Origin of the sequence: Pseudoalteromonas fenneropenaei, assembly GCF_042643375.1 — a bacterium.
GTDB classification, from domain to species: Bacteria; Pseudomonadota; Gammaproteobacteria; order Enterobacterales; family Alteromonadaceae; genus Pseudoalteromonas; species Pseudoalteromonas fenneropenaei.
This window is the reverse complement of record NZ_JBHRSD010000011.1, coordinates 329,501-342,258: the sequence shown is the minus strand read 5'-3', so window position 1 is coordinate 342,258 and position 12,758 is coordinate 329,501. Positions and strand designations below refer to the sequence as shown.

7 protein-coding genes are annotated in these 12,758 nt (G+C 46.0%); 3 read left to right on the top strand and 4 right to left on the bottom strand.

Annotation, left to right across the window (positions count from 1 at the left end; translation table 11 throughout):
- Nucleotides 1–88: 88 nt before the first annotated feature.
- Nucleotides 89–670: a superoxide dismutase gene (locus ACFOEE_RS07295; protein ID WP_377122671.1), complete on the bottom strand. Its 582-nt coding sequence runs from the start codon at nt 668–670 to the stop codon at nt 89–91.
- A gap of 238 nt (nt 671–908) precedes the next feature.
- Here ACFOEE_RS07295 and ACFOEE_RS07290 point away from each other — a divergent pair, with 238 nt between their 5' ends.
- The 3 genes from ACFOEE_RS07290 to ACFOEE_RS07280 all read left to right on the top strand — a co-directional run bounded on the left by ACFOEE_RS07290 (nt 909) and on the right by ACFOEE_RS07280 (nt 7,856).
- Nucleotides 909–1,250, top strand: coding sequence for a Grx4 family monothiol glutaredoxin (locus ACFOEE_RS07290; protein ID WP_377122668.1), 342 nt, complete (start codon nt 909–911; stop codon nt 1,248–1,250).
- Nucleotides 1,251–1,974: 724 nt separating this feature from the next.
- The gene (gene gltB, locus ACFOEE_RS07285; RefSeq protein WP_377122665.1) at nt 1,975–6,432 is read left to right on the top strand and encodes a glutamate synthase large subunit; all 4,458 of its coding nucleotides are present in this window, start codon (nt 1,975–1,977) and stop codon (nt 6,430–6,432) included.
- 8 nt (nt 6,433–6,440) lie between these two features.
- Nucleotides 6,441–7,856, top strand: a complete 1,416-nt coding sequence (locus ACFOEE_RS07280) for an FAD-dependent oxidoreductase (RefSeq protein ID WP_377122662.1) — start codon at nt 6,441–6,443, stop codon at nt 7,854–7,856.
- 582 nt (nt 7,857–8,438) lie between these two features.
- On the opposite strand, the gene fadE is transcribed toward ACFOEE_RS07280, so the two are convergent.
- From fadE to ACFOEE_RS07265, 3 genes are all read right to left on the bottom strand, one after another.
- Nucleotides 8,439–10,892: an acyl-CoA dehydrogenase FadE gene (gene fadE, locus ACFOEE_RS07275; protein ID WP_377122659.1), complete on the bottom strand. Its 2,454-nt coding sequence runs from the start codon at nt 10,890–10,892 to the stop codon at nt 8,439–8,441.
- Nucleotides 10,893–11,085: 193 nt separating this feature from the next.
- The gene (locus ACFOEE_RS07270) at nt 11,086–11,637 is read right to left on the bottom strand and encodes a YkvA family protein (RefSeq protein ID WP_377122656.1); all 552 of its coding nucleotides are present in this window, start codon (nt 11,635–11,637) and stop codon (nt 11,086–11,088) included.
- Between the two features lie 224 nt (nt 11,638–11,861).
- Nucleotides 11,862–12,728, bottom strand: coding sequence for a helix-turn-helix domain-containing protein (locus tag ACFOEE_RS07265; protein WP_377122653.1), 867 nt, complete (start codon nt 12,726–12,728; stop codon nt 11,862–11,864).
- Nucleotides 12,729–12,758: the final 30 nt, after the last annotated feature.

The following is a 12,758-nucleotide window of genomic DNA, read 5'->3' as shown; positions in this document are numbered from 1 at the left end:
AAGTGACGGGTTGGCAACAAAAAAGAGCGCATCAGCGCCCTTTTTTTGTTTGTGAGTAACCCACCTAAGCGTGAGTTGCTACATCGGATTAAGCTAGGTTGCCGTTTGCAAATTCCCAGTTAACCAGTGACCAGAAACCTTTTAGGTAATCTGGGCGCACGTTGCGGTAATCAATGTAGTACGCGTGTTCCCATAGGTCAACAGTTAGGATTGGTGTAACACCCGCTTGTGTTAATGGTGTTGCTGCGTTAGACGTGTTAACGATGTCTAAAGAACCGTCAGCCAGTTGCACTAACCAAGTCCAGCTTGAAGCGAAGTTGTTTACTGCTTTGTCATTGAACGCTTCTTTGAATGCTGCGAATGAACCCCATTTAGCATTGATAAGCTCAGCAACTTTACCTGTTGGCTCGCCGCCACCGTTTGGTGATAGGCTGTTCCAGAAGAATGTGTGGTTCCAAACTTGTGCAGCATTGTTGAATACACCACCTTCAGATGAACACACGATCTCTTCAAGCGATTTGCCTTCAAACGGAGTACCAGCGATAAGGCCGTTTAACTTAACAACGTAAGTGTTGTGGTGTTTGCCGTGGTGGAATTCCAAAGTTTCTTGTGAAATGTGTGGCTCAAGTGCATTGATTGCATAAGGTAGTGACGGTAGTTCAAATGCCATGATAATCTCCATTTTTTATTTAGTACGTCGATTGTGTACGAAACCTCGCCTAGCAACAAGCAGATTTCTATGCGAATCGACTATATAGTGATACTATAATTCCCGAGTATTTTACTCAAGTTTTGGCAAACAGCAATGCCAAAGCCTATGACAATTTTTTGAACACGGCTGGTCAGAGCCTCATTTAGCTTAAGTGCTGCCAATTGGCCGTAGATTATCGTCACATTCGAGGTTAATAATGGAAACCATTGAAAAGATTAAACAGCAAATCGCCGAAAACCCAATTATCCTATATATGAAAGGCTCTCCTAAGCTGCCTAACTGTGGTTTTTCAGCACAAGCTTCCCAAGCGTTGATGGCGTGTGGCGAGCAATTTGCTTACGTTGACATTCTGCTTAACCCGGATATCCGCGCTGAACTACCGCACTACGCAAATTGGCCAACTTTCCCACAATTATGGGTTGAAGGTGAGCTTATCGGTGGTTGTGATATCATAGTTGAAATGTTCCAACGTGGTGAGCTACAACCGCTTATCACTGAAACGGCAGCTAAATATAAAAAAGCTGACGAGCAAGCCTAAGCGCTTTGCTGTAAGGGTGGGCAAAGCTCACCCTAACGCCTTTTACTTCGCCTAATGTGTTCCTTCGCCTAAGTAGCCCTTCGTTTAATTTCTCCTCGCAGTAGAGTCATCAGGTTTATCAACACTGATTGTCTTTGTTCATTTTTGTTTCCTAATTAGCGCTGCCGTTCATCATTATTTTGAAATAATGTGCGGATCACTTTGCTCAATTAGGCCCTAACCTTAGTGCACTTAGATGCCTTGGTTTACGCATACGTAAAGTAAACTATGCAATTATGCACACTGTGTTTACGTTCTGCTAAATCGGTTGTATCTCGCTAAGCGCCCAGTCGGCGGGTGTTTGAGCGTTATTAAGCCTTTTATATAATTCTGTCCAGTCACTTTTTGTGAATATAAATTCACTGTTGCAGTGGTTTACGTTTACGTCAACTGCCATCATTTGGTGAGTTTGGTTTACATAAAGTTAAAAATGACACCAGTGTCATATGCCAAATTGGTGTCATTTCCCCGCTGCTGTTAGCAATCTGCAAAAAGTTGGTAAGTTATCTATATTATTGAAAAATATTCATCATAATGAATATGTATTCATTTTGTTGTTGACGTGTTGCAATGAAATCGCTAGCTTTGAAGTTCTGCCAGTTCCGTCGCAATACTTTCGCAAGACAGTGCCAAGACGCCAAGTCCGTGTGTAACAAGCTGGCAGTTGTAGCAAGGGGAGGAGTCTATGTTATACGACTCAGCACTAGAAAAAGATAATTGTGGATTTGGGCTTATTGCTCAGATCAATGGGCAGGCCAGCCATAAGCTGATCCGTACCGCCATTCAGGGCTTAGACCGCATGCAACATCGCGGTGGTATTGCAGCAGACGGGAAAACCGGCGATGGTTGTGGTTTGCTTTTGCAAAAACCGGATAGTTTCTTCCGCGCTATTGCGCAGGAGAATGACTGGCGTTTAGGTAAAAACTACGCGGTGGGGATGTTGTTTTTAAACGCAGACCCAATATTGGCGAATGCCTCTCGCGAAGTGATCAACGAAGAATTAGAAAAAGAAACCCTGACTTTGGTTGGTTGGCGCGATGTGCCTACCGATCCGAGTATGCTTGGTCCTATCGCCATGAAACAGTTGCCAAAATTTGAGCAAGTGTTTGTTAGCGCGCCAGAAGGGTGGCGACCAAAAGATTTAGAACGTCGTTTATACGTGGCACGACGCCGAATAGAAAAACGCCTTGAGCAGGATAAACAGTTTTACGTCAGCAGTTTGTCAGGGCTTGTCACAGTTTACAAAGGTTTGATGATGCCAGCCGACTTGCCGCGTTTCTATCGCGACTTGGCGGATATGCGCATGACCTCGGCGATTTGCGTGTTCCATCAACGCTTCTCGACCAATACCCAACCGCGTTGGCCGCTTGCGCAGCCGTTTCGCTTTCTAGCTCATAATGGTGAAATCAACACCATTACTGGCAACCGTCAGTGGGCGCGTGCGCGTGCTTATAAATTCGCTTCACCGCTTATTCCTGATTTACAAACAGCAGCGCCATTTGTTAACGAAACAGGTTCTGACTCGTCAAGTTTAGATAACATGCTAGAGCTGTTTTTAGCGGGTGGTATGGACTTATTCCGTGCCATGCGCTTACTTGTGCCGCCAGCATGGCAGAAAAACCGTGCCATGGATGATGACCTAAGAGCGTTTTACGACTTTAACTCAATGCACATGGAACCATGGGATGGACCCGCTGGTATCGTCATGTCGGATGGTCGTTTTGCTGCCTGTAACCTTGACCGCAATGGCCTTCGTCCAGCTCGTTATGTGATAACCCAAGACGGCTTTATTACTTTGGCTTCTGAAGTCGGTATTTGGGATTATGCCCCTGACGAAGTGATTGAGAAAGGCCGCGTAGGTCCAGGCGAATTATTAGTCATAGATACTTTGCATGGCAAAATCTGGCAATCAGACGAAATCGACCAAGATTTAAAATCACGCCATCCTTACAAAGCGTGGCTGGAGCAAAACGTTAAGCGTTTGGTGCCATTTGAGCAGCTTGATGACTCTCAGGCTGGCAATCGCGATTTAGACGCTGCGACCTTATTGACCTATCAAAAACTCTTTGGTTTTAGCAATGAAGAACTAGACCAAGTGATCCGTGTGATGGGTGAAATTGGTCAAGAAGCCACCGGATCGATGGGCGACGATACCCCATTTGCGGTGTTGTCCGAAGGCACTCGCTCACTGTTCGATTATTTCCGTCAACAGTTTGCACAGGTCACTAATCCGCCAATTGATCCTCTGCGGGAAAACCACGTGATGTCGCTGGCGACTTGTATTGGTCGTGAACAGAATGTGTTTAATGAAACCACAGGCCATGCCAAGCGTTTGCAGTTTGAGTCTCCCATTCTAATGTACTCAGATATGCAGCAGTTGCTCAGTGCCAATGGCGCTTATTACGCACATTGCAAAATTGACCTGAACTACAGTGATGAAGAAGGTTTACATGCAGCACTGCTACGAGTCTGTGATGAAGCAGAAGAAAAAGCCCGCAGTGGCTGTGTACTGCTGGTATTGACGGACCGCCATATCAGTGCCGACACTTTACCTATTCCAGCTGCAATGGCTGTGGGGGCGGTGCAGCAACGCTTGGTGAACAAAAACTTGCGTTGTGACGCTAATATCATTATTGAAACAGGTGCAGCACGCGACCCGCACCAATTTGCGGTTTTGCTTGGGTTTGGCGCAACGGCCATTTACCCATACCTTGCCTATGAGACGCTAGTGGCGATGTCGGATGATAAAATCATCAACAAATCCTACCGTGACGTCACGATGGCGTATCGCAATGCCATTAATAAAGGTCTGTACAAGATCATGAGTAAGATGGGCATCAGCACCGTCGCATCGTATCGTTGTTCAATGCTATTTGAAGCTGTTGGCCTTGCCGATGAAGTGGTTGAGCTATGTTTTAAAGGGGTTTCCAGCAGGATTAAAGGCGCTGACTTTAGTGACTTTGAAGCTGAACAAAAACTACTGCGTAAGTTAGCGTATAGTAAGCGTAAGTTACTGAGCCATGGTGGTTTACTTAAGTATGTCCATGGTGGTGAGTACCATGCCTATAACCCGGATGTAGTGCAGTCACTGCAAGTGGCAGTGCGCTCAGGTGATTATAACGACTATAAAAAGTACGCAGCATTGGTCAACAAGCGGCCAATTACCACACTGCGTGATTTATTGGCGTTATCTGAAGATGTCACGCCAATCAGTTTGGATGATGTAGAACCTGCAACTGAGCTTTACAAACGCTTTGACTCTGCGGCGATGAGTATCGGCGCTTTGTCCCCAGAAGCGCACGAAGCGTTGGCGATTGCCATGAACCGCCTTGGTGGTTGCTCGAACTCAGGTGAGGGCGGTGAAGATCAAGTGCGTTTTGGCACAGAGAAAAACTCGCGTATTAAACAAGTTGCATCGGGTCGTTTTGGTGTGACACCGCATTATTTACGCAGCGCAGATGTGATCCAGATTAAAGTGGCGCAAGGTGCAAAACCGGGTGAAGGTGGCCAGTTACCGGGCGAAAAAGTGACACCTTACATTGCTAAGCTACGTTACTCGGTACCCGGCGTAACCTTGATTTCGCCACCACCGCATCACGATATCTACTCAATTGAAGACTTAGCGCAGCTGATTTTTGACCTTAAGCAGGTTAATCCGCAAGCGATGATCTCAGTGAAACTGGTTTCTGAGCCAGGGGTTGGCACTATCGCAACCGGCGTAGCCAAGGCTTATGCCGATCTTATCACCATCGCGGGATACGACGGCGGCACAGGTGCCAGTCCTTTGACTTCAGTGAAGTACGCAGGCAGTCCGTGGGAACTTGGCCTTGCTGAAACTCAGCAAGCTTTGGTGGAAAACGGCCTACGTCACCGTATTCGATTGCAAACCGACGGCGGTTTAAAAACCGGTTTAGATATTATCAAAGCCGCTATTTTGGGTGCAGAAAGCTTTGGTTTTGGTACCGGTCCTATGGTTGCACTGGGTTGTAAATACTTACGTATTTGCCACCTCAATAACTGTGCAACTGGTGTTGCGACTCAGGACGATACGCTCAGACAGAAGCACTATCACGGTTTACCAGAGATGGCGATGAACTACTTTAAGTTTATTGCACAAGAAGCACGCGAAATCATGGCAAGTCTTGGCGTGACACGTTTGGTCGACTTAATCGGTCGTACCGAGCTATTAACTGTGATTGAAGGTAAAACGGCGAAACACCGCAAACTGGACCTTTCTGGATTGTTGGCAAAACCGCAAAACCCATCGGGGGAAGCTTTGTACTGCACCAAAGCCAACACTTCTCACTATCGTGGTGAGTTAAACGAAAGTTTGCTGGCCAAAGTGACAGATGCGATTGAAAACAAAACACGGCAGCAGTTGTTCTCGCGAATTCGCAATACTGATCGCTCAGTGGGCGCAATGATCTCGGGTGAAATTGCCTCGCGTCACGGTAACCAAGGCATGGCTGCTGATCCGATTAGTATCGAGTTGCATGGTACAGCGGGGCAGTCGTTTGGAGTGTGGAACGCGGGTGGCTTGGAAATGACCTTAGTCGGTGATGCCAACGACTACGTTGGTAAAGGTATGGCAGGTGGGCGCTTAGTTATTCGTCCACCATTGGGTTCCAGCTTTTTGACGCATCAAGCGACCATTATTGGTAACACCTGTTTGTATGGCGCTACTGGCGGTAAATTATTTGCCGCAGGTAAAGCTGGCGAGCGTTTTGCGGTGCGTAACTCGGGTGTTCAGGCGGTTATTGAAGGTTTAGGTGATAACGGCTGCGAATATATGACGGGCGGTGTGGTGTGTGTGTTGGGTCAAGTCGGCGTCAACTTCGGCGCTGGGATGACAGGCGGCTTTGCCTATGTCTTGGACGAGGAAAGTGACTTCCACAAGCGTTTTAATGGTGAGTTAGTTGAAGTTCTTGATGTCGCGGAATTGCCAAGCCATCAAGAGCATTTACGTGGTCTCATTGCTGAGCATTTGGAGCTAACCGGTTCTACTCGTGCAGAACAGATCTTGGCTAACTTTGAGTTGTATATGCCCATGTTTAAATTAGTAAAGCCCAAATCCAGCGACGTGAAAAGTCTCCTTGGGCATCGCGCACGTAGCAGCGCAGAATTACGCGTTCAAGCACAGTAGGAGGCAGTATGAGCGAAAACGTTTATCAGTTTATCGATGTGCAACGCGTAGATCCGCGTAAGAAACCGATTTCTACTCGCAAGCAATCGTTTGTAGAGATCTATGAGCCATTTTCTGACAATCAAGTGAACTCACAAGCGGACCGTTGTCTGGATTGTGGTAACCCGTATTGTGAATGGAAATGTCCAGTTCACAACTATATTCCACAGTGGCTTAAATTGGTGCGCACTGGGCGCTTGTTTGAAGCGGCGGAGTTATCGCACCGCACCAACAGCTTGCCGGAAGTGTGCGGACGGGTTTGCCCGCAAGACAGATTGTGTGAGGGCTCTTGTACACTCAATGAAGAGTTTGGTGCGGTCACAATCGGTAATATTGAAAAGTATATTACCGATACGGCTTTTGCTGCGGGTTGGAAGCCAGATCTTAGCTATGTAGTTTGGACAGATAAGAAGGTTGCGATTATTGGCGCTGGCCCAGCGGGATTAGGCTGTGCGGACATTTTAGTGCGCAACGGCGTAAAGCCAGTGGTATTTGACCGTAATCCAGAAATTGGGGGCTTGCTCACCTTTGGTATTCCAGCCTTTAAACTGGAAAAGTCGGTTATGACTAAACGCCGTGAAATATTCACTGACATGGGCGTTGAGTTTCATCTGAATACCGAAGTGGGTAAAGACGTCAGTATGGATGAGCTGTTGGCGGAATATGATGCGGTGTTTGTCGGTGTGGGTACCTACAAAAGTATGCGCGGCGGTTTGGCCAATGAAAATGCCAATGGCGTGTATGATGCGCTACCGTTTTTAATTGGCAATACCAATCACTTACTTGGCTATGATATGGCAAATGCGCCTTATATCAATGTTGCCAATAAACGTGTGGTGGTGCTTGGTGGTGGTGACACAGCGATGGACTGTGTGCGTACTTCTATCCGCCAAGGGGCAGCAGAGGTGACCTGCGCGTATCGCCGTGATGAAGCCAATATGCCGGGTTCGCAGCGCGAAGTGAAAAACGCCAAAGAGGAAGGTGTCGACTTTCAGTTCAATTTGCAGCCAAAAGGCGTGGTTGTTGATGGCAATGGCAATGTTACGGGTGTGGAAATGGTTCGTACTCAGTTGGGGCAGCCAGATGCAAAAGGTCGCCGTAGCGCCGAGGAAGTGCCGGGTTCGCAACATATCATGCCAGCGGATGTAGTGATCATGGCATTTGGTTTTCAACCACATGATCTGTCTTGGCTCGCCCAATACGACGTGGCAATAAATCATTGGGGTGGCATTGTTGCGCCAGAGCAGGGCGAATTTACCCATCAAACCAGCAACCCCAAGATTTTTGCTGGTGGTGACGCGGTGCGTGGTTCAGACTTAGTGGTTACCGCTATTTTTGAAGGTCGTAATGCCGCAGAGGGTATTTTGGAATTTTTGGGCGTTTAACCCAATCACGATTTGAGTCTTCCTAACGACTCTCTAGCCCGACTCAGGTCGGGCTTTTTTATTTTCTGCCCTAAACCACCTACTTCAGTAGGTGGTTATCATCAATTAGGCTTTGCCTTTAAGTTTGTGGCCTTGGATTGAATTAGCGAGAGGTCAACTCTCCCAACAAAGACTTTTTTGCTCTGTCGGTGCGACTTTATGTCGCGCTCATCTTGGATAACACAGTGACAGGAAAACACTGAAGTCGATAGAGCCCCTTCGAGGGGCTAATGCAAAACCACCTTCTGCAGAAGTTGGATCTTTTATTTTTTGTTTGCGATACCTTACTTTTGCTTGCAGCGAGGTTGGTTATATTCGTGCTCTTCAAACAAGAAGGGCTGTTGTAGTTATTTGTATCGATAGTACCAAGCTTGCAAAGGTTTGTTTGATAATGACTACACAGATTGGCAATTGGTTGGGCAAGTTTGTTGATTATAAGCTACTTGCGTTGAGCGACCTTGTTGCAGCTTGATACGATAAAGTAATGACGGGCATAAAAAAGCCAGAGCATGGCTCTGGCTTTAGACTCCACAAATTATTTAGTTAAGCTGCATCAGCGTCTTTAATCGCTGGGCGTGCGGCTTGACCTGCAACCAGCTCACTTGGATCAAAATCATCAACATTGATCACAGCTAAACGTTTGATTTCAACTGCAGCTAACTTCTCAGCTTCTGCTTCAGTTAAAATGCCAGCCTCTAAGCCCATAGCTGCAACTTTATCCAGTTGCATAAACGGCAGCTTCTCACCTTTCGCGCGGCATACTTTGTCGAACAGCGGTTCGATGGCCAGGATATCCTTCAAGGTTTGCTCTTGTTTGCCAATTAAGCTCAGCGGCTCATCTTTTAAATAGATGTATGATGCCAAACGGTCACGTGAGCTGTTTGGCACTTGTAACAAATGCGCGAGTTTGTGCTCTAGTTCATCGGTTGGCTTACGCACTGGGCGACCGAATGGGAATAGCAATACTTTCAACGCACCACGAAGCGCTGCTGAAGGCATGTTATTAATAAGATCAGCCAAGGCGCGTTGACACAAGTATAAATGCTCCTGACAACTCCACTGAACAAACGGCAGATCTTCTTTTTGACGACCTTCATCGTTATAACGTTTCAGCGTTGCAGACACTAAATACAAGTAGCTCAGTAAGTCGCCAAGACGTGCTGAAATACGTTCTTTACGCTTTAACGAACCACCAAATACGGCCATACAAATATCTGACATCAGCGCCAATGAGGCACTGTAACGCGCCGCATTACGGTAAAACACTGCAGTTTCGTCATCAAAAGGCACTTTGGTAAAACGAGCCCCAGTCAGTGCCAGCCACTTTGTTCGTACTAGGTTTGAAATTGTAAAGCCAATATGGCCCATCAATGACTTGTCAAAGCTGTCTAATGCTTCTTGTTTATCGGCAATATTACATGCGTTCAGCTCTGCAAGCACAAATGGATGACAGCGAATAGCACCTTGACCGTAGATGATCATGTTACGAGTTAGGATGTTAGCACCTTCAACTGTGATGGCGATTGGCGCACCTTGGTAACCACGGCCAAGATAGTTATTTGGACCAAGGCAGATCCCTTTACCACCGTGAATATCCATAGCGTGAATGGTTGAAGTACGCATTTGTTCGGTGAGGTGGTATTTCAAAATTGCTGAAACCACAGATGGTTTCTCGCCTAAGTCAACAGCGCCGGTAGACATGCTTACTGCAGCATCGCTGCTATAAGCGTAACCTGCCAGTTTTGCTAAGGCTTCTTCGATACCTTCCATTTGACCAATAGGTAAACGGAATTGGCGACGAATACGGCTGTATGCACCGCTGGCTAATGCCAACGTTTTAATACCGCCAGTTGAGTTAGAAGGTAGTGTGATAGCGCGGCCCACCGACAAGCACTCAACCAACATACGCCAGCCTTGGCCCGCCATTTTTGGACCACCGATAATAAAATCAATAGGTACGAAAACTTCATTACCTTGGGTTGGGCCATTTTGGAAAGGTACGTTGAGTGGAAAGTGACGACGACCAATTTTCACACCCGGTGTTGTGGTTGGAATAAGCGCACAGGTAATACCTAATTCAACTTTGTCACCAAGTAGCGCATCAGGGTCGCGTAGTTTAAATGCTAAACCTAACACGGTAGCGACTGGCGCCAAGGTAATATAACGTTTGTTCCAAGTAAGGCGAATACCTAACGTCTCTTTACCTTCCCATTCACCTTTACAGACAATGCCAAAGTCAGGAATAGACGACGCGTCTGAACCAGCTTCAGGTGATGTTAGGGCAAAACAAGGGATCTCTTCACCTTTAGCAAGGCGAGGTAAGTAATAATTCTTTTGTTCAGTCGTACCGTAGTGTTGTAATAATTCGCCTGGACCTAGCGAATTTGGTACGCCAACGATAGAAGACAATAGTGTAGATTTACTGGTAAGTTTTTGCAGCACGCAAGATTGCGCGAAAGCTGAAAACTCAAGACCACCATATTGCTTTTTGATGATCATGGCGAAGAACTTGTTGTCCTTCAAATATTGCCAAACTTCAGGGGGAAGATCAGTCAATTCGTGGGTGGCTTTCCAATCATCCAACATAGCACATACGGTTTCAACCGGACCATCAAGGAAAGCTTGCTCCTCAAGGCTTAATCGTGGTTTTGGATAGTTATGGAGCTTTTTCCAGTCTGGGTTGCCACAAAATAGGTCCGCTTCCCACCAAGTTGTTCCCGCATCTATGGCTGACTTTTCGGTTTCAGACATAGTTGGGGTGATTTTTTTAAAGGTTTTGAACAGCGGTGCAACAATATATTGCTGGCGAATATTGGTAAGAGATAAAGGTAATACAACTGCGAGGAACAATACCCAAGCAATTAATCCGAATGCGCCAGCAAATGTGCCAACGACTAAAGTGACAGCTGCAATACCAACACAGGTATTCCAACTGGCGCGGTGATAGCTGGCTACTGAGAGCAGGGCTATCAATGCAACGATGAATAAGAGTGTCATTTCGTTCTTCCTTTTAAGAGGTCTGACCACCTTGCTAAGACTAACGAGAAGCCATACGCTTTTCAAGTTAAAAAGCAAAGTTGAAGGCGAAAAATAAGATTATTTAAGTTTAGTGCAAGTGGCTTGAATTACCACGTTTTGCCGTGGCGATTGAGGACAGGGCCAGCGAATACTGGCCCTGCTAAACAGGAGATTACATAATACGGCTTAAGAAGCTCACGCGTTTGTGAGAGCCACGACTACGGCGCATTGAAGCACGAATTTGCGCGCGGGTGCCAGCAAGCCAACTTTCACGGTTAACACTGGCAGCTTCACCGCGACGCGATTCTTCAGTGGCACGGAAGCCGCAGAATTCACGGTAAGCTTTTAAATCTAAAGAGAGGTTTTGCAGCACGAGTTCAATCATGATAGCGTCATCAAGATAGCCCAGTACAGGTACGTTATCTGGCACAATGTCCTCTGGCTCACTGAAATAAGCCAACGAGGTCATGATTTCTTTCTTTTCGTCTTCAGGCATTTGCCATTCATCATCTTGAACTGCGTCAATTAACGCATTTAACGACAGCAAACGACATTGTACAAACTCTGGCAGCGTAGCATTTTCCATTTTGCTGACTAATGCTCGAGCACGAGTAATAATTTCGTCATCGCTTAAACGCTCGCATTTGGCAATTGCGGCGTCCATAAGTTGACGAAAGTGTGCTAAGTCAGCATCAGTGAGTTCTAAATTAATTTCTAACGACATGGTTTTACTCCCTGCACAAATATCTGTTGTTATTTTTGTATCTAAATTCTTGTCACAAGCACAATGACTTTTGTACCCAATGCACTAGGATAATGCCAGATCTGAGCCAAAAGTGTAAGTCCAACTATAGTTGGGTATTTACAAAATCTCTAATGCTATTTTCGTCGACTTTGCGATTTAATCACTTTTTTGTAGCAGTGTTTACCTCACTTCAAGTCTATTGGCTAAATAAGCGCCTTTTGATGCACGCGGGAACGAAATTGACTCGGTGTGCAGTGCTTGAATGCAAGAAAACGGCGATTAAAGTTTGAGATATTGTTAAATCCACACTGGTCGCTAATGTAGGTGATTGGCGCCGTAGTATTAATCAACAATTTACAAGCCTTGGCGATGCGTAGCTGATTGATAAATTCAGTCACGGTGCATTCCATTCGACGTTTAAAAAAGCGATGAAAGTGGTTGGTGCTCATGTGCGCTAAAGTAGCTAACTGCTCAGCGCATAACTCATCGGTATAATGGTTGTAGATGTAATGAATCACCTTATCGAACTTATCTTTAGCTGGGTCGAGTTGTTTGGCAAAACTAAACTCTAGGCTAGATAAAGGCTGCGGATTATCTTGTTGCATTAATGAAAGTAATTCCAGCAGATGAATATAGCGCCCGATAGGCGTGGCTGCAGCAATTTTTTGGAATAGCTGTTCGGCTTGATATGCGACTGATTGACTGAATTTGAGCCCACAATTAGCTCTTTGTAAAAACTCGCGTAAATGTTGTAATTCAATGTTTTGGCTTATCATCTGTTCTAGCCATGGTACCGGGATTTGCGCGACATGAACACGCTGCTTGCTGCCGTCAGGATTGCCTTTGGATTGCCAAGTATGTGGAAGGTTTGGGCCTAAAATAACCAAATCATAATCATCAAATGGCGCGATGTAATCGCCAATATGACATACTCCTTTACTGTTCAAAGTAAGACAAATTTCGTATTCTGGGTGATAATGCCAGTTAAATGGGATATGCTCCAATTCATATAAACCATATCGCCAAGAACACCCTAGTGACGGGATTATTTTTTCACACATTGCACGCATAGCCGCTCCTTGATCCCTGTTTTAGGTTTA